17 protein-coding genes are annotated in these 23,804 nt (G+C 65.4%); 10 read left to right on the plus strand and 7 right to left on the minus strand.

From position 1 onward, the window contains the following. The first annotated feature begins 203 nt into the window (after positions 1-203). The 8 genes from IVA91_RS05935 to garD all read left to right on the plus strand — a co-directional run bounded on the left by IVA91_RS05935 (position 204) and on the right by garD (position 11,752). Complete coding sequence (locus IVA91_RS05935; protein ID WP_247421917.1) at positions 204-1,286, plus strand: YbhN family protein; 1,083 nt, start codon at positions 204-206, stop codon at positions 1,284-1,286. A 79-nt stretch (positions 1,287-1,365) separates the two neighbouring features. Next, entirely contained in the window at positions 1,366-3,318 is a 1,953-nt protein-coding gene (locus tag IVA91_RS05940; RefSeq protein ID WP_247458435.1) for a hypothetical protein, read from the plus strand. A gap of 448 nt (positions 3,319-3,766) precedes the next feature. Continuing rightward, positions 3,767-5,119, plus strand: a complete 1,353-nt coding sequence (locus IVA91_RS05945; protein ID WP_247458436.1) for an MFS transporter — start codon at positions 3,767-3,769, stop codon at positions 5,117-5,119. A 126-nt stretch (positions 5,120-5,245) separates the two neighbouring features. Then, positions 5,246-6,151: a LysR substrate-binding domain-containing protein gene (locus tag IVA91_RS05950; RefSeq protein WP_247421924.1), complete on the plus strand. Its 906-nt coding sequence runs from the start codon at positions 5,246-5,248 to the stop codon at positions 6,149-6,151. A 123-nt stretch (positions 6,152-6,274) separates the two neighbouring features. Next, positions 6,275-7,219: a 5-dehydro-4-deoxyglucarate dehydratase gene (gene kdgD, locus IVA91_RS05955; protein WP_247458437.1), complete on the plus strand. Its 945-nt coding sequence runs from the start codon at positions 6,275-6,277 to the stop codon at positions 7,217-7,219. A 26-nt stretch (positions 7,220-7,245) separates the two neighbouring features. After that, positions 7,246-8,589: a glucarate dehydratase gene (gene gudD, locus IVA91_RS05960; RefSeq protein WP_247458438.1), complete on the plus strand. Its 1,344-nt coding sequence runs from the start codon at positions 7,246-7,248 to the stop codon at positions 8,587-8,589. Between the two features lie 79 nt (positions 8,590-8,668). Then, a complete protein-coding gene (locus tag IVA91_RS05965; RefSeq protein ID WP_247300152.1) occupies positions 8,669-10,117 on the plus strand; it encodes an aldehyde dehydrogenase family protein in 1,449 nt (482 codons plus the stop codon). Between the two features lie 93 nt (positions 10,118-10,210). Beyond that, entirely contained in the window at positions 10,211-11,752 is a 1,542-nt protein-coding gene (garD, locus tag IVA91_RS05970) for a galactarate dehydratase (RefSeq protein ID WP_247458439.1), read from the plus strand. Between the two features lie 90 nt (positions 11,753-11,842). On the opposite strand, the gene IVA91_RS05975 is transcribed toward garD, so the two are convergent. From IVA91_RS05975 to IVA91_RS05985, 3 genes are all read right to left on the minus strand, one after another. Beyond that, entirely contained in the window at positions 11,843-12,199 is a 357-nt protein-coding gene (locus IVA91_RS05975; protein WP_247458440.1) for a hypothetical protein, read from the minus strand. A 292-nt stretch (positions 12,200-12,491) separates the two neighbouring features. Further along, positions 12,492-13,088, minus strand: coding sequence for a DUF2147 domain-containing protein (locus IVA91_RS05980; RefSeq protein WP_247458441.1), 597 nt, complete (start codon positions 13,086-13,088; stop codon positions 12,492-12,494). 119 nt (positions 13,089-13,207) lie between these two features. After that, on the minus strand, positions 13,208-14,236 hold the full coding sequence (locus tag IVA91_RS05985) for an NAD(P)/FAD-dependent oxidoreductase (RefSeq protein WP_247421934.1): 1,029 nt from the start codon (positions 14,234-14,236) through the stop codon (positions 13,208-13,210). Positions 14,237-14,421: 185 nt separating this feature from the next. On the opposite strand from IVA91_RS05985, the gene IVA91_RS05990 reads away from it, so the two are divergent. After that, a complete protein-coding gene (locus IVA91_RS05990) occupies positions 14,422-14,889 on the plus strand; it encodes a thioesterase family protein (RefSeq protein WP_247458442.1) in 468 nt (155 codons plus the stop codon). A gap of 17 nt (positions 14,890-14,906) precedes the next feature. On the opposite strand, the gene IVA91_RS05995 is transcribed toward IVA91_RS05990, so the two are convergent. Further along, complete coding sequence (locus IVA91_RS05995; RefSeq protein ID WP_247278705.1) at positions 14,907-15,227, minus strand: 2Fe-2S iron-sulfur cluster-binding protein; 321 nt, start codon at positions 15,225-15,227, stop codon at positions 14,907-14,909. 168 nt (positions 15,228-15,395) lie between these two features. Next, positions 15,396-15,740 (minus strand): Hpt domain-containing protein, encoded by a 345-nt coding sequence (locus tag IVA91_RS06000; protein WP_247458443.1) that lies wholly within the window; start codon positions 15,738-15,740, stop codon positions 15,396-15,398. A 415-nt stretch (positions 15,741-16,155) separates the two neighbouring features. On the opposite strand from IVA91_RS06000, the gene IVA91_RS06005 reads away from it, so the two are divergent. After that, positions 16,156-21,864: an apolipoprotein A1/A4/E family protein gene (locus tag IVA91_RS06005; RefSeq protein WP_247458444.1), complete on the plus strand. Its 5,709-nt coding sequence runs from the start codon at positions 16,156-16,158 to the stop codon at positions 21,862-21,864. Between the two features lie 285 nt (positions 21,865-22,149). Here IVA91_RS06005 and IVA91_RS06010 read toward each other — a convergent pair whose 3' ends face one another. Further along, entirely contained in the window at positions 22,150-23,016 is an 867-nt protein-coding gene (locus IVA91_RS06010; RefSeq protein ID WP_247458445.1) for an MlaD family protein, read from the minus strand. Positions 23,017-23,032: 16 nt separating this feature from the next. Further along, entirely contained in the window at positions 23,033-23,803 is a 771-nt protein-coding gene (locus IVA91_RS06015) for an ABC transporter ATP-binding protein (RefSeq protein WP_247421949.1), read from the minus strand. Position 23,804 lies beyond the last annotated feature (1 nt).

A 23,804-nucleotide genomic window follows, 5' to 3' on the forward strand; every position in this document is an offset into this window, starting at 1 on the left:
ACGCGCGTCGGATGTGAACCACATATGACAAAAGTGGCTGGTCCAACGCAGAACCTATTGTTGTCAAGGGCTGCACAAGCCGCTGTTTTTGCCTTAAATGAGCTGGATCATGCCAAGCGATCGACGCCTGCCCTTTGGCCGTCATCGTACCCGCACTGGCCAATGCCTGGCCGGATCGGTCTTGCCCCCCGCCGGGAGGATGAATGCACGGACTGCTGCCCGCGCTGAAACGCGGCTTCAATAGATGGATTGGCTGGCGACGGCTCGGCATTGCCGCGAGCGTCTTCATCATTGCCTTCGCAATCACCACGCTGGTGCGGACCCTCAAGGGCATCGATACCGGAGTTATCTTGACGGCGTTGACCGAGATTCCTCGCGGGAATATCGGGCTGGCGGCGATCTGCGTCTTCTTTGCGTTCTGCACGCTGACCTTCTACGACTTTTTCGCGCTGCGAACGATCGGCAAGAAGCACGTGCCTTATCGCATCGCGGCGCTCTCCAGCTTCACGTCCTATTCGATCGGCCACAACATCGGCGCTACCGTCTTCACCGGCGGAGCGATCCGCTTCCGGATCTATTCGGATTACGGGCTGAACGCGATCGACGTCGCCAAAATCTGCTTCCTGTCGGGCCTGACCTTCTGGCTCGGTAACATCTTCGTGCTCTCGATCGGCATGGCCATCCATCCGGGTGCGGCGTCGTCGATGGATCAGCTGCCGTCGTCGATCAACCGGTTGATCGCGCTCGGCGGCCTCGCCTCGATCGGCGCTTATCTGGTCTGGCTCTGCATGGGTGAGAAGCGGCGCGAGCTCGGCCAGAAGGGCTGGAAGGTGGTGCTGCCCTCGGCGCCCCTGACGCTGGTGCAGATCCTGATCGGCGTGATCGATCTCGGCTTCTGCGCTACGGCGATGTACCTGCTGATGCCGGCCAATCCACCGATCGACTTCATGTCGCTCGCCGTTGTGTTCATCCTGGCAACGCTGCTCGGCTTTGCCAGCCATGCGCCGGGCTCGATCGGCGTATTCGATGCCGCCATGCTGGTGGCGCTCCCCGAATTCGGCCGCGAGGAGCTTCTGGCGACGCTGCTGGTGTTCCGCATCCTCTATTTCGTGATCCCGTTCGGCCTCGCCATCTCCATCATGGGCACGCGCGAGCTCTGGATGAACGTGGTCGCGCCGTGGCAGGAGCGGCGGCGGCTGGCGGAGGCCTGCACCCAGGCCAACCTGCCCAAGCAGGTGGCCGCGATGGAGCGCGAGCGTGCGCTGCGGCAGGCCGGCAAGCGGTAGGCCACTCAGACAAAGGTTGCGGGCGGGGCAGCTATCCCCTCTTATTTCCGCCTCAACTTTGCCGTTGAACACGCGGGCCATGATCCCACCCTTCTTTCGCACCCTCTCCGCAGGCGCCCTGCTGCTTGCCGGGATTCTGACCGCTTTGCCGCTCGAGCGCGCTGCCGCTCAGGACGCCGGCGCCATGCAGATCAGCTGGGAGGTGCGCAACCGCTTCCGCCTGTTCCGCGAAGAGCGCGATTTCCTGCTCCATGTCGAGAATGCGCGCAACCGCAGCATCCTGGCCGCCGAGCAGTCGCTGGAGCTCCAGAGCGAGGGCCGCGGCTGGGCCCGCAACATGGTCAACCGGCTCTGCATCGACCTCCAGGGCCGGGTCAACCAGCCCTGCACCCGCGACAACGTCAAGGAGAACTACATCACCCCGATCGATCATCCCGTCACTGTGCGCCTCCTCGGCGCAGTGCCGGTCGGCGCCACCTGCGCCTGGTCGTTCGATGACGGCGACGGGCCGCAAGCGTCGACCTTCGATTGCGCCGAGCCGGTCAATTTGCGCGTCCGTTACGGCAAGCAGACGGTCGCGACCGTCGACGTCTCCTCCGGCTCCGATCCGACCCAGCGGGTCCAGGCTGAGATCCAGGTTCGCGACATTTTCGTTGCCGGCCTCGGGGACAGTATCGCCTCGGGCGAAGGCAATCCGGACCGGCCGCTGGCGCTGTCGGACGAAGGTTTCTGCTTCCGCTCCTATCTCGGCACCGCCGGCGCGCAGTACTATCGGCCGAGCCGCGCCGGCTTCAAAGGCGGCCGCGCCTGCGAGGCGCCGGACACGCTCGCCAACTGGCAACGCTACAGTGCGCTCTGGTTCAACGCGCCCTGTCACCGCTCGCTCTACAGCTATCAGGCCCGCACCGCGCTGGCGCTCGCGGTGCGCTACACCCACATCGCCGTGACCTTCCTGCCGCTCGCCTGCACCGGCGCCGGCATCGGCGACGGACTGCTCGGCTCGCAGCGCGCCCGCGAATGCCCGCCCGGCAAGACCGGCGTCTGCAACACCAGCGTGAACGCGCAGGTCGCCGAGCTGCGCGAAGCGCTCACCGCGGCGAAGAAACGCCAGCCCGACCGCACGCTCGATCTCGTGCTGCTCTCGGTGGGCGCCAACGACGTCTATTTTTCCGGCCTCGTCGCCGACGTCATCGTCGACACCGCGACCGAGCGCGCACTGTTCCGCCGCTCCGGCGTGATGGCGAGCGTCGACGATTCCCGCGATGCGCTGGCGCGCGAGCTGCCGCAGAATTTCGTCAAGCTGCGCGAGGCGCTGAAGCCGCTGGTCGGCGGCGACCTCTCACATGTGGTCTATGTCTCCTACGCCAACCCGGCGCTCGCCGACGGCGGCGTGCCCTGCCGCGGCGGCCGTGGCGGCTTCGACATCCATCCATCCTTCAATGCCGATCCGCAGCGCCTCGCCCGGGTCTCCACCTTCGTCGACACCGAATTCCTGCCGCAGCTGAAGGGGCTCGCCACCTGTACCCGGGGCGCGCTCTGCCGCGATCCCGAAGCCGACCGCATGACCTTCGTCGATGCGCACCAGGCCGCGTTCGCCGATCACGGCTTCTGCGCCCATTCCGGCAACGATCCCGAATTCGACCGCACCTGCTTTGCCGAGAACGGCCAGAGCTTCAATCCCGACATCGTGACGGCGGCGAGTCAGCCGATGCTGTGCGGTCGCGGCGCCTCGGAATATCGCGCCTACCTGCCCCGTGCCCGCTGGATCCGCGACGCCAACGATAGCTATTTTGCTGCGATGACCTATCCGCAAGGATTGCCGGCCGCGAGCCAGCCGACCGACATCCACGACGCCACCTGGGGCGTGCTCTCCGCCGTCTATGGCGGCGCCGTGCATCCAAGCGCCGAAGGCCACGCCGCGATGGCCGATGCCGCACTGCCTGCCGCGAGCGCCGTGCTCGGGCTGGATGCAGTGCCGCCAAGCGTGACGCGCGGATTTCTGCCGCAGCTACTTCCGAGCGCGCGGCAGTAGGACGACGACGAGCTCTCTCCTCCCTGTCATTGCGGGCGCAGCGAAGCACTCCAGAGTCCCTCCTCGGCAAGATTCTGGATTGCTTCGCGGAGCCTGTCATCGGGCCGCGCTTCGCGCGGACCCGTTGGCTCGCAGCTTGGCCCACACTCTCGGTGTCGTCGCCCGCGCGGGCAGGCGATCCAGTACTCCGAGGCGGTTGTGATTGAACCGAGAAGCCGCGGCGTACTGGATGTCCGCCTTCGCGGGGAATGACCGCGGGTTGCCTCGTGTAGTGCGCCGTAGCCAAACTGCGCTCGCGCGTTCTCGTCACGTCGCATCGTTCGCCTTATCTGCCGTTCCATCAATCCAAAAACGGCATCGATCGATACCCCCTTGAACTTGGACACTTTGCCGCGCGCGCCTCTAGGAGTCGCCTTGAGGAAATGTTCGAGTTCTAAGGAGGCGCGTGATGAGCGCAGTGGTGTCCGCAGCGGACGTGAGGAGGTCTCGCGTCAGGCTGTTCATCGTGACCATGTTGATCCTGGTCACCACCGTCAATTATGCCGACCGCGCCACGCTGTCGATCGCGGGCCCCGCACTCTCCAAGGAGCTGCATCTCGATCCGGTTGCGATGGGCTACATCTTCTCGGCGTTCGGCTGGTCCTATGTGATCGCGCAGGTGCCGGGCGGCTGGCTGCTCGACCGCTACGGCTCGCGCCTCGTCTATGCCTTCAGCATCATCGTCTGGTCGATCTTCACGATGATGCAGGGCTGGGTCGGCTTTTTCAGCGCCGGCACCGCGATCGTCGTGCTGTTCGCGTTACGCTTCCTGGTCGGTATCGCCGAAGCGCCCTCCTTCCCCGCCAATGCGCGCATCGTCGCGGCCTGGTTTCCGGGCAACGAGCGCGGCACCGCGTCGGCGTTCTTCAATTCGGGGCAGTATTTCGCGACCGTGATCTTCGCGCCGCTGATGGGCTGGATCGCGCACGCCTACGGCTGGCGCTTCGTGTTCTTCGTGATGGGCGCGCTCGGCATCGTCATGGGCCTCATCTGGATCAAGACCATCTACGGCCCGAAGGAGCATCCTTCGATCAACGATGCCGAGTTCGACTACATCAAGGAGGGCGGCGCGCTGGTCGATCTCGACGCGCCCAAGGACGATCTGAAGCAGGAGCGCGCGCCTCAATCCGGCTCCGGGTGGGACCACATCCGCCAGTTGCTCTCCAACCGCATGATGCTCGGCGTCTATCTCGGCCAGTATTGCATCAATACGCTGACCTATTTCTTCCTGACCTGGTTTCCGGTCTACCTCGTCAAGGAGCGTGGGCTCTCGATCCTGCAAGCCGGCTTCGTCGCCACTCTCCCGGCGCTGTGCGGCTTCATCGGCGGCGTGCTCGGCGGCATCATCTCCGACGCCATCCTGCGCAAGACGGGCTCGCTCACCTTGGCGCGCAAGATCCCGATTGTCGGCGGCATGCTGCTGTCGATGTCGATCATCGCCTGCAATTATGTCGACGGACAGGCGTTCGTGGTCGGCTTCATGGCGCTCGCCTTCTTCGGCAAGGGCATCGGCGCGCTCGGCTGGGCGGTCGTCTCCGACACCTCGCCGAAGGACGCCGGCGGCGTCTCCGGCGGCCTGTTCAATACGTTCGGCAATCTCTCCTCGATCACCACCCCGATCGTGATCGGCTACATCCTGGCCGCAACCGGTTCGTTCAACGGCGCCCTGGTGTTCGTTGGTCTCAACGCGCTGGTGGCGGCGTTCGCCTATCTCGTGATCGTCGGCAAGATCGAGCGGGTGGTGCTCAAACGTTCCTCCTGAGAGCTCCGAGCAATCGGAGCGGACCAGGCAACTCAACGGCGGCTTAATCAGCCGCCGTCTTTGTTTTGGGGGTGATCGATGCTAGAAGTGGCGGGGAAACGCCTTATCCATCTAAGGCATGTATCGATGTTCGACCTCAACCAGCTCCGCTGTTTCGTCACGGTGGCGGAGGAATTGCATTTCGGCCGCGCCGCCGCGCGGCTGAACATGACCCAGCCGCCTTTGTCGCGGCAGATCCAGGTGCTCGAGCACATCATCGATGCGCCGCTTCTGGAGCGTACCAGCCGCTCGGTGCGCCTGACGCCCGCGGGGCGCAGCTTCCTGCCGGAGGCGCGGCGCATCCTCAAGCTTGCGGAAAGCGCCTCGCAGGTCGCCCGCCGCATCGCGCTCGGCAAGACCGGCTCGCTGAAGATCGGCTTCACGGCCGCCGCGGCCTACGGCTTCCTGCCTGAGCTCGTCGCCGCCTGCCGCGCAAAGCTGCCTGAAGTGGACTTCTCGCTGAAGGAGATGGTGTCCGGCGACCAGTTCGAGGCGCTGACCTCGGGCCAGATCGATGCCGGCCTGCTGAGGCCGCCGATCGCGCGTCCAGAGCTTGCCAGCCGCCGCGTCGTCGCGGAGCCCCTGCTCGCCGCGATCCCGAAGAAGCATCCGCTGGCGAACGCCGACAGCGTCACCATCAAGGATTTCGACGACCAGCCCTTCGTGATGTATTCGCCTTACGAGAGCCGCTACTTCCACGACCTGCTGGTGGCGCTGTTCACGCGCGCCGACGTGCTGCCGCGCTATGTCCAGCATCTCAGCCAGATCCATTCGATCCTCGCCATGGTGCGCGCCGGCCTCGGCCTCGCCATCGTGCCGGCGGCGGCGGCGAGCCTGAAGATCTCCGACGTGCGGCTGCGGCCGCTGAAGCTGCGCACCCGCCTTCCGGTCGAGCTCTTCATGGTCTGGCGCCGCGACGACGAGAATCCGTTGCTCTCGGCCCTCGTCAAAATCGCCGGTGAATTGTCCTCCGCGGAGGTGACAGAGGATTGATGCTCAATCTGCATCAGTCGATATAGGCTTTGGCTTGGACGCGCATCGAACGGTCTCCTAAACACCGGCGCATGGACGCGCAGGCTTGCGTCCTCCACAACACGCACGAAGGGAGCCGCGCCCATGAGCAAGATGACCCCGCAGGAAATGGCCCAGAAGATCGGATCTGGCCTCCTGTCCTTCCCCGTCACGCCGTTCAGGGCTGACTACTCCTTCGACGAGGCGACCTATCGCACCAATATGGACTGGCTGTGCGGCTATGACGTCGCCGGCCTGTTCGCCGCCGGCGGCACCGGTGAGTTCTTCTCGCTGACGCCGACCGAGGTTCCGCAAATCGTCAAGATCGCCGTCGAGGAGACCAAGGGCCGCGTGCCCGTGCTCGCCGGCACCGGCTACGGCACCGCGATCGCCTGCGAAATCGCCGTTGGTGCCGAGAAGGCCGGCGCCGACGGCCTGTTGCTGCTGCCGCCCTATCTCACGCATGCCGAGCAGGAGGGTCTCGCCGCCCACGTCGAGGCAGTCTGCGCCGCCGTGAAGATCGGCGTCATCGTCTACAACCGCGACAACGCCATTCTCCAGCCCGACACGCTGGCTCGCCTTGCCGAGCGCTGCCCGAACCTCGTCGGCTACAAGGACGGCATTGGCGACATCGAGCTGATGACCCGCGTCTACACCAAGCTCGGCGACCGCCTGACCTATATCGGCGGCCTGCCGACCGCGGAGACCTTCGCGCTGCCCTATCTCGACATGGGCGTGACGACCTATTCCTCGGCAGTGTTCAACTTCGTGCCGGAATTCGCCACCAGCTTCTACGCGGCCGTGCGCAAGCGCGACCACCAGACGATCCACGCCGGCCTGAAGAACTTCATCCTGCCGCTGATCGCGATCCGCAACCGCAAGAAGGGCTATGCAGTCTCGATCATCAAGGCCGGCATGAAGGTGATCGGCCGCGACTCCGGCCCGGTCCGTCCGCCGCTGACCGATCTCGCCGAGCAGGAGGTGGCGGAACTGACCGCGCTAGTAAAGAATCTGCCCGCCATCCGATCGACACAACAGGCAGCAGAATAACGAACGATAATAGAGAGGAGCGTGCGATGGTCCAGACGGAGATCTCTGGCGCACCGGTCGTCACGGCGATGCAGGTGATCCCGGTCGCGGGCCGCGACAGCATGCTCCTGAATTTGAGCGGCGCACATGCGCCGTTCTTCACCCGCAACATCGTCATCCTCACCGACAATTCAGGTCATACCGGCGTCGGTGAGGTGCCCGGCGGGCAGAAGATCTGGCAAACGCTCCAGGACGCCCGCGATCTGGTGATCGGCAAGACCGTCGGCGCCATGAACAACATCCTCGCCGACGTCCGCACCGCTTTCGCCGACCGCGACGCCGGCGGCCGCGGCAAGCAGACGTTCGACCTGCGCGTCATGATTCACGCGGTCACGGCGATCGAATCCGCGCTGCTCGATTTGCTCGGCCAGCATCTGGGCCTGCCCGTCGCGGCGCTGCTCGGCGAAGGCCAGCAGCGCAAGAGCGTCGAGATGCTCGGCTACCTCTTCTTCGTCGGCGACCGGCGCAAATCCCGCCTGCCCTATGTGGAAGGCGAGACCGGCAAGGCGGAATGGTTCAACCTCCGCCACCAGGAGGCGATGACGCCGGAGAGCGTGGTGCGGCTCGCCGAGGCCACCCACGACCATTACGGCTTCGCCGATTTCAAGCTCAAGGGCGGCGTGCTCCCCGGCGAGCAGGAGATCGAGGCGGTCACCGCCATCGCAAAACGCTACCCGAGCGCGCGCGTCACGCTCGATCCCAACGGCGCCTGGTCGCTCGATCAGGCTGTCCGGCTTTGCAAGGACATGCACGGCATCCTCGCTTACGCCGAGGACCCCTGCGGCGCCGAGGCCGGCTTTTCCGGCCGCGAGATCATGGCCGAGTTCCGCCATGCCACGGGCTTGCCGACCGCGACCAACATGATCGCGACCGATTGGCGGCAGCTTTCCCATGCGCTGCGCCTCGGCTCGGTGGATATTCCGCTGGCCGATCCCCATTTTTGGACCATGCAAGGCTCGGTGCGCGTCGCCCAGACCTGCCGCGACAATGGTCTGACCTGGGGCTCGCACTCCAACAACCATTTCGACATTTCGCTCGCCATGTTCACCCATGTCGGCGCTGCCGCACCCGGCAAGGTCACCGCGATCGACACCCACTGGATCTGGCAGGACGGCCAGGCGCTCACCAAGGAGCCGCTCCAGATCAAGGGCGGCAAGATTGCCGTCCCCGACAGACCTGGTCTGGGTATCGAAATCGACAGGGCCGCCATCGACGCCGCGCATGACCTCTACAAGCAGCATGGACTTGGCGCCCGGGATGACGCTATTGCCATGCAGGACCTGATCCCCGGCTGGACCTTCGACGACAAGCGTCCCTGCCTCGTTCGCTAAGAAACTCAGGCATGATCCCGGAAAAGTGGGTACCGGTTTTCCGAGAGGGATCATGCCCCTAAATGACTTGGAGGAATACATGACTGCGATCCTGAAGAACTTCATCGGCGGCGAATGGGTCGACGGCTCCGGCGTCACCAGGAATATCAACCCCTCCAACACCAACGATCTCGTCGGCGAATATGCCAAGGCCGACAAGGCGCAGACCGAAAAGGCGATCGCCGCCGCCAAGGCCGCCTTCCCCGCCTGGGCGCGTTCGACGCCGCAGGAGCGCTATGACGCGCTGAACAAGATCTCTCTGGAAATCCTGGCCCGCAAGGAAGAGCTCGGCCGCCTGCTCGCGCGCGAGGAAGGCAAGACGCTGCCGGAAGGCATCGGCGAAGTCGCCCGCGCCGGCCAGATTTTTGCGTTCTTCGCCGGCGAAGCGCTGCGCCTGATCGGCGAGAAGGGCGCCTCGGTGCGTCCCGGCCTCGACGTCGAGCTCACCCGCGAGCCGATGGGCGTCGTCGGCATGATCACGCCCTGGAATTTCCCGATCGCGATCCCCGCCTGGAAGATCGCGCCGGCGCTCTGCTACGGCAACACCGTGGTGTTCAAGCCGGCCGAGCTGGTGCCGGGCTCGGCGCACGCGCTGTCCGAGATCATCACCCGCTCCGGCATTCCCGCCGGCGTATTCAACCTTGTCGTCGGCTCGGGCTCGGTGGTCGGCCAGACCCTGCTCGAACACCCGGACGTCGCCGCGATTTCCTTCACCGGTTCGGTTCAGACCGGCCGCAAGATCGCGCAGGCCTGCGTGCTGTCGAATCCGATGAAGAAGTTCCAGCTCGAGATGGGCGGCAAGAACCCGCTGGTCGTGCTCGACGATGCCGACCTCAAGACCGCCGTCGAGGTCGCCGTCAACGGCGCCTATTTCTCGACCGGCCAGCGCTGCACTGCTTCCTCCCGTCTGATCGTCACCGAAGGCATCCACGACCGCTTCGTCGCCGCGATGGCCGAGCGCCTGAAGGGCCTGTCGGTGGACGACGCGCTCAAGGCCGGCGTGCATATCGGCCCCGTCGTCGACCAGAGCCAACTCGATCAGGACCTGCGCTACATCAAGATCGGCCAGGACGAGGGCGCCAAGCTTGCGTGGGGCGGCGAGTTGCTCAAGCGCGAGACGCCCGGCCACTACCTCCAGCCGGCGCTGTTCACCGAAGCCAACAACAATATGCGCATCGCGCGCGAGGAAATCTTCGGACCCGTCGCCGCCGTGATCCGCGCCAAGAACTACGAAGAGGCGCTGGCGATCTCCAACGACACCGAGTTCGGCCTCGCTTCGGGCATCTGCACCACCAGCCTGAAATACGCCTCGCACTACAAGCGCAACAGCGAGTCCGGGATGGTGATGGTCAATCTGCCGACCGCCGGCGTCGACTATCACGTGCCGTTCGGCGGCCGGAAGGGCTCGAGCTACGGCGCCCGCGAGCAGGGCTCCTATGCGCGCGAGTTCTACACCACGGTGAAGACGGCTTATACCTTCCCTGGCTGATAGGCCGGGATCGCGCCGCAAGCGTAGGTGCCCACCTCTCCCTTTGGGAGAGGTGAGCGAAAGCACGGCTTCTCCCGTTCTTGAGGAAAGCGTATGGACCAGTCAGTCGCAGCGAAAGAGCAACCCCGCTACATCAAGCTCAACGAGCGCGACAATGTTGCGATCGTCGTCGATGATTTCGGGCTTCCCGTCGGCTCCCGCTTCGCCTGCGGGCTGACGCTGCGCGCTTTCGTGCCGCAGGGGCACAAGACCGCGCTGGTCGACATCGCACAAGACGCGCCGATCATCCGCTACGGCGAGGTGATCGGCTACGCGCTGTCGCCGATCCTGGCCGGCGAATGGGTGGATGAAGCCCGCATCCGCATGCCGGAAGCCCCTTCCCTCGACAAGCTCGAAATCTCGACCGCCGTGCCCGCGCCGCTGCCGCCGCTCGAAGGTTTCACCTTTGAGGGCTATCGCAATCCCGACGGCTCGGTCGGGACCAAGAACATCCTCGGCATCTCCTCCTCCGTGCAATGCGTCAAGGGCACGATGGAATATGCGGTGAAACGCATCCGCGCCGAGCTGTTGCCGAAGTACCCGAACGTCGACGACGTCGTCCCCCTCACCCACGCCTATGGCTGTGGCGTCGCCATCACCGCGCCCGACGCGGTGGTGCCGATCCGCACGCTGCAGAACATCGCGCTCAATCCGAATTTCGGCGGCGAGATTCTGGTCGTCGGGCTTGGCTGCGAGAAGCTCGCGCCGGAGCGGCTGGTGCCGGAAGGCGTCAGCGATGCGATCGTGCGCATGCAGGACGAGGCCTTCGATGGCTTTGGTGCGATCGTCGATGCGATCATGACCCAGGCCGAGGCGCGGCTGAAGGTGCTCAACACGCGCGAGCGCGAGACCTGCCCGGCCTCCGACCTCGTGATCGGCCTGCAATGCGGCGGCAGCGACGCGTTCTCCGGCGTCACCGCCAATCCCGCCGTCGGCTTCGCCGCGGACCTGTTGGTGCGTGCCGGTGCCACCGTGATGTTCTCGGAAGTCACAGAGGTGCGCGACGCCATCCAGCTGCTCACGCGACGCGCCATCAACGAGGACGTCGGCCGCGCGCTGGTGCGCGAGATGGCCTGGTACGATTCTTATCTTGCCCGCGGCGGCGCCGATCGCAGCGCCAACACCACGCCCGGCAACAAGAAGGGCGGCCTTGCCAACATCGTCGAGAAGTCGCTGGGCTCGATCGTCAAGTCCGGATCGTCCGCCATCACCGGCGTGCTTTCGCCCGGCGAGAAGGCGAGTCAGAAAGGCATGCTGTTCGCGGCAACTCCTGCCTCCGACTTCATCTGCGGCACGCTCCAGCTCGCCTCCGGCATGACGCTGCAGGTGTTCACCACCGGCCGCGGCACGCCCTACGGCCTGGCGGCTGCGCCCGTCATCAAGGTCGCAACCCGCAGCGAACTCGCGCGGCGCTGGAAGGACCTGATCGACTTCGACGCCGGCCGCATCGCCACCGGCGAAAAAACCATCGAGGAAACCGGCTGGGACCTGTTCCGCCTGATCCTCGACGTCGCCAGCGGCCGGACAAAACCGTGGTCGGACCGCTGGGGCATCCACAACGATCTCACGCTGTTCAATCCGGCGCCGGTGACCTGAAGAAAGCGATCCACGAAACGATCTTGAAACTGAACCCTGAAGCGTTTCGTCTTCCTTTCACCGCCGCTACCCATCGAAGACTTACCGCGTTCACGTCATGCTGCCCGGCATGAAGCAGCGCACGCGCGGATGGCCGTCGATATAGTGTTTCCACACCATGGTGCGGCCGATCTTGTTCGGCACGGTGATCACCGCGCCGTCGGGCACCACGACCCATTCGTTGTCGATGCGCACGCGGTAGCGGCCGCGATCGGACTCCCAATCGACGTCGGCGATGACGTAGCCGTCGGCGTCGGTGCAGCATTGTCCGAACTCGCTGTGCAGGCTTTCGAACCAGGGTTTTAGCGGCGAGTTGGCGTAGCGCCCGTCGTCGCGCGCCAGCGCCGATGTGGCCAGCAGCGTCATCAGACCCAGCAGCGGGGCCGCACGCGATATTGCAGATCTCATGTCGTCTCCGCGGATCGAAATCATCGCCGCGAGGGACAACGCCTGCCGTTCGCCCTTCGCGGCTCGGCGAACGGCGTGAAGGACAGCGACTAACCCCCGAACAGCTTTGCGGAGGCTATGCAATTCCAGCGCCAGCGCGCATTCCGGGGAACTACTGGCGGAGGGCGGAAGGATCGACGCGTTGCGGCGGATGCGCACCGTCATCGGGCTCGCCGAAGGCGAGACCCGGTGGCGGGCCGATGATGCCAGTGAATGGGAAAGCAGCCGGGATGATACCCAGCGTGAAGCGCCCTTACTGCTTGGGCGCCGGCGCCACCATCGCGCCGCCCTTCTTCGCCGCAGGTGCCGCCGGCTTCGCGGCGGCGGCCTGCGCAGGGAGATATTTTGCCACGATGGCGGGATCAATCTGCGCGATGTTGGCATCCGGCAGCCGCGTCCAGGTCTCGTCCTTGCCGAGCAGCGCGATGCCAAGATAGCCGCGTAGCGTCAGGGTCTGGCCGTCTGGACTGATCTTCATGTTGGCCTTCCAAATCTGGCCGTCGCGCGGATTGAGCACGTTGCCGCCTTCGTACTTCAAGCCTTCGCGCTTCATGTTGCGGACGAAGGAGATGCCGAGCACCGGCGCGTTCTTGCGGTCGTCCGTGCACTTGGAACAGACCTCGTTCGGATCGTCGCCGGGCCGCGGGAAGGTCTTCGCGATCACGCCTTCGAAGACGCCGTTGCGGTCGATGAAGAGAAACCATCCGACCGTCTTGCCGTCTTCGACCTTCTGCCAGAGCCCCGCCGCCGTAGGCTCGGCGGTCTGTGCCGCAGACGGTGTCACCGCAAGAAGCGACAACGCGAGCGCGAAGAAGGGGAGCAGCCGAGAGCTGGAAAGAAGATTCTGCATTAGATCACCTTGCTATGCCAATCACTTGCTAGCCAGGACTGGATGGCCACAGACTACGGCGATTTCGCGAACGGCTCCAGCACCAGAAACATGGGGCATGGCCTTCCGGCCCCAACCGCTCAGTTGACACCGAGCTTCTTTTGCAGACTGGAGGACGAGGTCGTGTACTGGAACACCAGCCGCTTCTCCGGATAGACGTAGCGATGGGCCTTTTGCGACATCAGCGCGCCCTCGTGGAAGCCGCACAAGATCAGCTTGATCTTGCCGGGATAGGTGTTGATGTCGCCGATTGCGAAGATGCCTGATACGTTGGTCTCGAACGCCGATGTCTCGACCGGCACCAGATTGTTCTCCAGCGCAATGCCCCAGTTCGCGACCGGGCCGAGCTTCATGGTCAGGCCGAAGAAGGGCAGCATGGTGTCGCAGGCAATTTCAGTCATGGTGTTGTCGTTGCCCTTGATGGTGGCACCGGAGAGCTTGCCATCAATGCCGGAGAGCGCCGTGACCTGGCCGAGCCGCAGATCCATCTTGCCGCCTGCGACCAGCGCGCGCATCTGCTCGACGCTGTGGGGCGCGGCGCGAAACTCGTCGCGCCGGTGCAGCAGCGTGATGCGCTTGGCAAGTGGATGAAGATTGAGTGTCCAGTCCAGCGCGGAATCGCCGCCGCCGACGATCAGCACGCTCTTGTCACGAAACGTCTCCATCTTGCGCACGGCGTAGTGCACTGAAGTGCCTTCGTAGGCCTCGATCCCCGGGACGGGCGGGCGCTTGGGCTGGAACGAGCCGCCGCCGGCCGCGATCACCACCACCTTGCATTCGAACACCTTGCCGGCATCGGTGGTGCAGCGGAATGCAGGATCGCCGATCTTCTCCACGGTCTCGACCATCTCGCCGAGATGGAAGGTCGGATGGAAGGGCTTGATCTGCTGCATCAGCGCCTCGGTCAGCCCCTGGCCCGAGACCTGGGGAATGCCGGGAATGTCGTAAATCGGCTTTTCCGGATAGAGCTCGGCGCATTGGCCGCCGACCTTGTCGAGAATGTCGACGAAATGCGCCTTCATGTCGAGAAGGCCAAGCTCGAAGGCGGCGAACAGACCGCACGGGCCGGCGCCAATAATCAGCACATCGGTTTTGATCACGTCGCTCATGTCGTCTCTTTTATCGGTCGTTATCGGTTGGACGGCGCCCCCTTGGGCCGAGGGTGACCCTGCCTGTCTAGCCAACGGGGATGGATCAGGGAAGGCATAAAAGCGGGAGCGCCCCGCAGCCGCACCCACTTGCCGGGTCAAACTAACTGGGCTGTAACGAGCAAGGATATGACGGAGATCAATCGGTGAACGCACCAAGCCACCTCGATACGACGCCGCGCCTGGAAGACTACCCATATCGCCTCAGCGACAACGTGCGCTTCGGCGATCTCGATCCCAACCAGCACGTCAACAACGCCGTCTACGCCACCTATTTCGAGACCGGCCGTGTCACGCTGATGAAGCTCCCGGAATATGGGCTGACGCCGCCGGGTCTTGCCTGGATCATGGTGCGGCTCGACATCCATTTCCGCGCCGAGCTGCACTGGCCGAACACGATCGAGCTTGGCCTCGGCGTGGTCAAGCTCGGACGAACGTCGGTGACCTTCGAGCAGGTCGTATTCTCGCAAGGAAAGTGCATCGCGTCGGCGAATTCGGTCGGCGTGATGATCGACGAAGCGTCGCGGCGGCCGACGCGGCTCACAGCGGAAGTGATCGCAAAGCTGAGACCCTGGCACAAGCGCGGCATCGAGGTCGCGCCGGCGAGGACATAGTTACCTAATCGAGTGGATCAGGCCTGGCGTTCCGGCGTCGCGACGACGAGCCCGTCGAGTTCGTCGGAGACCTTGATCTGGCAGGACAGGCGCGAGTTTGGGCGCACGTCGAAGCCGAAGTCGAGCATGTCCTCTTCCATCGGCGTCGGGTTGCCGACCTTCTCGCGCCAGGCTTCGTCGACATAGACATGGCAGGTCGCGCAGGCACAAGCGCCGCCGCATTCGGCCTCGATGCCCGGAATGCTGTTGCGGATGGCGGCTTCCATCACGGTTGCGCCGTTCTCGATTTCCACCGTGCGGGTTTCGCCCTTGTGGTCGACAAAGTGAATCTTGGCCATGTGTGCTCGTGCTGCCGCGGTGCTTGGAATGAAGGAGGGGTCCCGGCCTGTCCTATAACGGGTCGGTCAGCCCGGCGCCATAGCGTTTTCGGCGCGAGGTGAATCCCGCTTCGCGGGAAGAACACGCGTCAAAACAAAAGAGTAGAACCGGTTCTGACAGTCCGCGCCTTAAGGCTTCAGCATCGCCTCGATCGCGGCGCGAGCCTCGGTTACCGCCTCTTTCAAGGCAGCAAGGGCGTGGGGCCGACCATGGCCGGTCCGGATCGCAGTCTCCAGGCTGCCTGCGGCATCAGCCACGGCAAAGGCGCCGATCCCGCGTGCCGAGCCCTTGAGTTTGTGGGCCAGTGCGCCCGCCTCGGCCGGCAGCGCCGTCATCGCCGCAACTAGGCGGACCGCCTGCTCGGCGAACATCGCCAGCACTTCCCGTTCCAGCTCGGCATCGCCGAGCGTCATGCGGGCGAGGTGATCGAGGTCGAGCGGACTGTCGATGGGTGCAAGCGGGGGCGAGGGCATCCAGTCCATCCGTTGCAGACCCAGGCCCCGGCAGCGCGCGATCGTCCCGCCGGTCCGGCGGTCAGGTTCCTCCTACCCAAGCATGAAAATGGTTAACGAAATGCTTGGGCCGTTTTACGCAATTCCGCCGATTTGTTGACGAGAAGTTGCCGCAATTGGCGAAGTTCGGTGGAGAATTGCATTTAGTGCTAAGGCGTTACGGCGCGATCCTGTTAACGATGATTAACATTGTCTTAATCGCAGGCATTTCATTCGCGACGCTCTGCCAATAGGATGTTGCAGAAATTGGCGGACAAGCCGTCCGGGTGGGGACGGCTCGGAGATCCGCGCAAGCGGCATGATCCGGTCTGTGGGCTTGCGTATCGCGCAGGGCTCGCGGGGGGACGCGTACAAGTAACGAGGGCTCGGACTGAACATGGCGAACACTCCGAAAAAGGCCAAAGACCCCACAGAAGTTGCGCTTTCTGCGATCCAGGAAGCCCTGAACATCAGTGACACCGCTGCGGATACCAGCCGCAACGCCGCGATGCGCAACGAGACGGTGCCTCCGGTGGGGCCGCCCGCGCCTCCGGACTTCGACGAGCCGAGCTTCGAGCCGCGCCCCGCCGCCAACGAACGAGCAACCGCGTTCGACCCGATCGAGGAGCCGCGCACCTCGCGCCGCGCCGCCAATGACGACCGTGAGACCATCGGCCAGTTGCTCCAGGCGCTTCAGAGGGGCCGCCCTGCCCGCAGCGTCTACACCTTCGCCACCATCTTCGCCGGCGTCTGGCTCGCCGCCTGCGCCGCGCTGACATTCGGCTTCCTGCCCTCGATCCAGGCCGCCATGGGCCAGAGCGGCGGCGTGCTCGTCATTGCCGGCCTGATCGCGATGTTCTTCGCGCCCATCATGCTGTTCTACTTCCTGGCGAGCCTCGTTTGGCGAGGCCAGGAAATGCGCATGATCGCGCAGGCGATGGCGCAGGTCGCGATCCGCTTCTCCGAGCCGGAAGGCTCGGCCTCCGATTCCATGGTCACCGTCGGCCAGGCCATCCGCCGTGAGGTCGCAGCGATGGGCGACGGCATCGAGCGCGCCATCGCGCGCGCCGGCGAGCTTGAGACGCTGGTCGCCAACGAGGTCGCGGCGCTCGAGCGGGCCTATTCCGACAACGAGGTGCGCATCCGCGCCCTGCTCCAGGACATCGCGCATCAGCGCGACAACCTGGTCGGCCAGGCCGAGCAGGTCCGCAGCGCCATCTCCGGGGTGCAGATCGATCTGCGCCACGACATCGCGCTGATCTCGGACGCGATCGCCTCGCGCGTCGACGAGGTCGCCAAGTCCATCACCGGCGCGCTGGAAGAGCGCGGCGCCCACATCACCCAGGCGCTGAGCAATGCCGGCGACAACATGATCCTGGCGCTCGGTGAGCGCGGCGGCGACCTGCTCGATCGCCTCGAGGAGGCCAGCAACGAGACCACGCGCGCCGTGCTCGACGCCAGCGAGCGGCTGACCACCAGCCTCAACTTCAAGACCGGCCACGTCCACGACGAGTTCGTCGATCTCGCCGACCGCGTCCACGAGATGCTGAACGAGCGCATCGACCGCATCACCGGCGAGTTCGAGCAGCGCTCCGCCGCGATCGTCGACGGCATCTCCGAGCGCACCGAGCAGGTGCATGATTCCCTGAAGAATTCGTCGGACTCGCTGCTGCTCGAGCTCGAGCTGCGTTCCAACGACATCTCCGCCAAGATCGACGACGCCGGCAACCGGCTCGCCGGCCAGATCATGACGAGCGGCGACAAGGCGAGCGAGGCGCTGGACGCCACCGTCAACAGCCTGGTCGCCAAGGTCATCAGCCAGACCGAGACCGCGCACGACTCGCTGTCGCTCCAGATGAGCGCCTTCGACGAGCTCGTCAGGAACCAGGGCACCGAGCTGGTCGAGAAGTTCGCCCGCGACTCCGGCACGCTCGGCGCGCTGATCACGCGCCACATCTCCGAGTTCGACCGCACCGTGAAGACCTTCGGCGGCGAGATCGTCGAGCGCATGGGCCAGCGCACGCAGGACATCGCCGAGACGTTGAAGACCTATGTCGACAATTTCGACACCCGCTTCACGTCGAACGGCGGCCAGATCACGGCCGTGCTCGACCAGCGGTTGGTGCAATTCGAGACCACGGTCGGGGAACGCGTCAGCAACCTCGACGCCTCGCTCGACGGCAAGATCGCCAGCCTCGACGGCACGATCGAAGGCCACATCAGGACCTTCGACCAGCAGCTCGTCGGCCGCGTCGCCGCGCTCGAACAGTCGTTCGACACCCGCGCCAGGTCCATGACCGAAACCATCGACGGACGCATCAATACTCTGGCAACGTCGCTGAGCGAGGGCGCCGCGCAGGCGATCCAGTCAATCGATACCCGCCTCACCTACCTCACGACGTCGCTGACCGGCGGCGCATCGGAGGCCATCGAAACCATTGACGCGCGCCTTAACCACCTCACCACCTCTCTGACCGACGGCGCATCGCAGACCATCCAGTTGATCGACACGAGGCTAACGCATCTCACGACGACGCTGACGGGCGGCGCGTCGCAGGCGCTCGAATCCATCGACTCCCGCCTCACTTACCTGACCTCCGCGGTGACGAACGGCGCCTCGCAAGCCGTGCAGTCGATCGACACGCGCCTCACGCTGCTGACCTCGACCCTCACGGACGGCACCGCGCAGGCGATCGAGGCCGTCGACCGCCGCATCACCGGCGTCACCGAGGTCATCGACGGCCGCACCGCGCATCTGTCCGACACGGTCACGGCGCGGTTCCAGGAGATCCACCACGCCATCGAGACCAAGGTCGGCTCGGTCGCGAGCGACATCGACGTGCGCGTGGCGCAGTTCGAGGACCTGCTCGGCTCGCGCGTCGAGGCGGTCGCCGGCCGCATCGAGAGCAGCGGACGCCAGGCCAGCGAGGACATGATGTCCCGCGCCGAGATGATCTCGACCGCGATCCGCTCGCACGTCGAGGACGCCGAACGTTCGCTCACCAACCTCGTCGTCAACACCAGCGAGACCATCCAGACCGGCGCGCGCACCGCTCAGCAGTCGCTGCTGACGGTCTCCTCCGACGTCAACGCCCAGCTCAAGATGACCTCGTCCGAGGTCGAGCGCGCGCTGACCGCCGTCGGCACCGGTGCTGCGAACTCGATCCTGACCAGCGCCCGCGAGGCGCAGTCGACCCTGGTCGCCGCATCGGGCGATGCCTCCAACCAGATCAAGGGGCTCGCGGCCGACGTCGAACGCACGCTGTCCGCAGCGGGCTCGGCGACCGCGGCCTCGATCCTGGCCGGCGCCCGCGAGGTGCAGACCACGCTCGTCACCGCCTCTTCGGATGCGGCCAACCATGTCAAGACGCTCACCGCCGACGTGCAGCGTTCGCTGTCGCTGGCCGGCACCACCACAGCGGAGTCGATCGTCGCCGGCGCCCGCGATGCGCAGGGCGCGCTGATCGCGGCTTCGACCGAGACCGCCAACCAGATCAAGGCGCTGTCTTCCGATGTGCAGCGCTCGCTCTCGATGGCGGGCACCTCGACCGCCGAGACCATCATGAGCGGCGCCCGCGAGGCCCAGAGCACGCTGGTCACGGCGTCCTCGGATGCGGCGAGCCAGGTCAAGTCGCTCGCGGCCGAAGTGCATCGTTCGCTCTCGCAGGTCGGCCAGTCGACCGCCGAGACGATCACCACCAGCGCCCGCGACGCCCAGAGCACCCTGCTCACGGTCTCGGCCGAGCAGACCAGCCAGGTGCGTTCGCTCGCGGCCGAGATGCAGCGCGCGCTGGCAACCGCTGGCGGCGCCACCATCGAAGCGCTCACCAGCGGTATCCGCGAGGCCCAGGGCACGCTGATCTCCGCCTCGACCGACGCGGCGAGCCAGATCAAGTCGCTGACCACGGATATCGAGCGCACGCTGACCGCGGTCGGCGCCGACACCGCCTCGACGATCCTCAACAGCGCGCGTGAGGCGCAGACCTCGCTGACCTCGACCTCGGCGGATGCCGCGAGCCAGATCCGCACGATCTCGACCGAGATCGAGCGTACACTGAGCGCAGCCGCCGCGAACGCGACCAACGACATCCAGACCAGCGCGCTCAGCGCCCAGAACGCGCTGATATCCGCCTCTAACGAGGCCAGCTCGCGGGTCAAGTCGAGTTCGGCCGACGTCGAGCGCTCGGTGCTCGCCGCCAGCAGCAGCTTCGGCCAGGCCATGACCGGTAAGACCGACGAGATCGTCACCTATGTGCAGCAGCAGGCCGACCGTCTATCGAACATGATTGACGCCAAGCGCGGCGCCCTGGTCGACGCGATCGGCTCCCAGACCAACCAGCTCACGCTCGACATTGACCGCGTCACCTCCGACGCGCTGAAGTCGATCGAGACGCGCGGCCAGGCCTTCTCGCAGACTATGATGGGCAACGGCTCGGAAGTCGCCCGCGCCATCAATACGGCGAGCGAGATCGCCACCGGCGCGGTCGGCAAGTCGCTCAAGGACCTCGAGCAGGCCTCGCGCTCGGCGATCGACCAGTCGCGCCAGGTCTCGATCGCGGCCGTGACCGAGATGCAGGAGACCAGCAAGATCCTACGCACCGACACGGTGGCGCTGTTCGAGCGGCTGCGCGAAGGCAACATCCTGCTTCAGGAGGTGCTGACCGGTGCGCACGACAACCTCAACTCGCTCGAGCGGGCGCTGGTGACGCGCGTCGCCGACTTCGTCTCGGCGATGAACGACGTCACCTCGCGCAACGGCGCCGCGACGCAGAACCTGGAAGACCAGCTCAACGTCTTCAACAGCAAGACCACGAAGGCGCTCCAGGACCTCGGCGAGCTGTCGACCCAATTCGACAAGCATGGCAAGGCGCTTGTCGAGGCCGCGCAGGTCGTCGAGCAGAGTAACAAGAACACCACCGCCTCGCTCGCCGAGCGCAAGCAGGCGCTGGAATCGCTCGTCACCACAATCGACCTGCGTACGGCCGATCTCGACCAGCGCCTGTCGCGCTTCACCGGCCTGCTCGATGAATCGCTGGCCGCAGCCGAAGAGCGTGCCCGCGACATCGCCCGCGTCGTCGCCGAGACCGCCGGCGCAGGCTCTGCCGCAATCACCCGCCAGTTCGAGGCGGTGCGCGCGGCGTCCGAAGAGGAGCACCGCCAGACCATCGAAGCCATGCACGACATCTACCGCCAGACCACCGACGAGGCGGATGCGATGTTCAAGCAGTCGACCGAGCGCTTCAGCAATCTGGTCGCAAGCATGAAGCAGATGGCACTCGAGATGCACAACGAGCTCGAATCCACCCGTAACGAGCTGCGCCGCGGCGTGCTCGAGATGCCGCAGGAGGCCGCCGAAAGCACCGCGCAAATGCGCAAGGTGATCGTCGATCAGATCGAGGCGCTCGCCGAGCTCAACCGCATCGTAGCCCAGCATGGCCGCGGCCTCGACGTCACCACGACGAGCCGCGGCAGCGTGCAGCGCCAGGAAGAGCCGGCGGTGCTGGCCGCAGTCGCAGGCCGCGCCACCGAGACCCGCATGCGCGACACCGGCAGTGCCTCGACGCTGCCGCCGCCGGATCTCGGCATGCCGGCTGCGCGCCGCACCGAAGCGCCGTCGGTCGCGCCTGCCGGCAACGACCAAGGCCGCGACGGCTGGCTGTCGGACCTGCTCAACCGCGCCGACACGGGTCCAGCCGCCTCGGCCGGCCGTGAGGCTCCCCGCGGCCGCGCGGCACCCGCTCCGCAGCCGCAGGCGCTGCAAGGTGGTGGCAATCCGCTGGAATCGTTGTCGCTCGACATCGGCCGGCTGATGGACCGCAACCTCGCCGCCGAGATGTGGGACCGCTACCAGCGCGGCGAGAACAAGGCCTTCACCAAGCGCCTCTACACGCCCGCCGGCCAGAAGGCCTTCGACGAGGTCGCCCGCAAGTATCGCGCCGACCGCAACTTCAAGGGCACGGTCGACCGCTACATCGCGGAGTTCGAGCGCCTGCTCGACGAAGTCGCCCGCGACGGCCGCGGCCCGCAGGAGCTGCGCAGCCACCTGACCTCGGAGACGGGGCTGGTCTACACGCTGCTGGCCCACGCGGCGGGACGGCTGGGGTGAGCGGCTCGTAGCGATATCGATTAGCGAATGAAAACGGAGGCCTCACGGCCTCCGTTTTGGTTTGCTCGTGCCCCGGACGCAGCGAACGTCCCTTCAGCGGTGCGCTGCAGAGCCGGGGCCCATGTCGCGGCTTGTACCGTGTTGCCTTCTGGGTCCCGGCTCTGCGCGGCAACGCTAAGGGCGTTGCAGCGCGTCCGGGACACGAGAGTGATTGCGCTGCAGCAGGTACACTCTTCGTCATTGCTGTCGAGCTCAATGACGAGGGCGAGATTGCTGTACTCGCGATTATCGCCGGGGCGCTGCCGCCGGCTTTGGCGGCTCGGGCGGCGGGGCGGGTTGCGATGAGTTGCTGGCGCCGAACAGGACGCGGGTCGGGTTGCGGTCGAAGTTGTTCACGGCGCGGCTGATGTCGCCGAGAGTGCGGCGGCCATCGCTCATCAGCGCGCCGGAGCGCTTGTCGAAATCCTCGGCCAGTTCGCGGATCGACTTCACCGCCTGGAACAGCTCGCCGCCGTCCTTGCCGCCGGCCAGCGTGTTGAGGCCGAGCATGAGATTGTCGGCCTTGAGCATCACGCCGTCGACCTTGGCCATCACGCCATCGATCTTCTCGGAGTTGCGGGCGAGCGAGTTGGTGAAGGTCTCCAAATTCTTCAGCGAGTTCCTCACCGATTCCTGATTGTCGGCGACGATCTTGTTGATGTTCTGGAGCGTGCCGCGGATCGCCTCGGTGACGTCCTGGAGCTTGTTGGGGTCCGCCGTCAGCGTCGGGATGCCGTCCTGGTCGAGCGGCGGCGGGGCCGCGGCCTCGTCGCCGCCCTTGAGCGAGATTGCGGCTACACCGGTGAGGCCCTGGAATTCGAGCCCGACCAGCGTGTCCTTGCGGATCGGGGCGTTGTTCTCGATCATGGCGAGTGCGACAACCCGCCGCGGGTTGTCCAGCTTCACCGAGACCACCTCACCGACCCGAATTCCGTTGAAATTGACGCTGCCGCCGTTGCGCAAGCCCGCCGCGGGGCCCTCGAACACGACGCGCAGGGGGCTGCGCTGCTTGGTGGTGTGCAGCGACTGAAACCACAGCACGAAGCCGATCGCAGCAGCGATCACCGCCAGCGTGAACGATCCGATCAGCACGTAATTTGCGCGCGTTTCCATCAGCTACTCCGGCACCTCAGCCCATCACCGCGCGGGCGCGCTTGCCATGGAAATATTGTCTCAGCCAGGGATGCTGCGAGGCCTGCATGTCAGCGATCGACCCTGCCGCAATGATCTTACCGTTCCCTAAAACGGCGATGCGGTCACATGCTGTGTAAAGGCTATCGAGGTCGTGCGTTACCATGAAAACGGTCAGCCCCAAAGTGCGCTGGAGCGTCCTGACCAGCTCGTCGAAATCGCCGGCGCCGATCGGATCGAGGCCCGAGGTCGGCTCGTCCAGGAAGACGAGATCCGGATCCAGCGACAGCGCACGGGCGAGCGCCACGCGCTTGATCATGCCGCCGGAGAGCTCGGACGGGAAGCGCTCGGCAACTTCCGGCTTGAGACCGACCATGGTCAGCTTGGCCATGGTGATCTCGTCCATCAGCCGCTGCGACACGCGCAAATATTCGCGCATCGGAAACTGGATGTTCTGCCGCACCGTGAGCGAGGAGAACAGCGCGCCCTGCTGAAACAGCACGCCCCACCGCCGCTCGACATTTCGCCGTTGCGACGTGCTGGAGGAATCGAGGTCGACGCCGAACACCTCGATCGAGCCTGCGACCTTCGGCACGAGGCCGATGATGGTGCGCGTCAGCACCGATTTGCCGGCGCCCGAGGGACCGACGAAGCCCAGAATCTCGCCGCGCTTGACGTCGAGGTTGAGGCCGTCGAGCACGCGCGTTGCGCCGAACTGCACGGTGACGTCGCGGACGCGGATAATGGGATTTTGAATTTCGCCTGCCATC

It is taken from the genome of Bradyrhizobium sp. 153 (assembly GCF_023073835.1).
GTDB lineage: Bacteria > Pseudomonadota > Alphaproteobacteria > Rhizobiales > Xanthobacteraceae > Bradyrhizobium.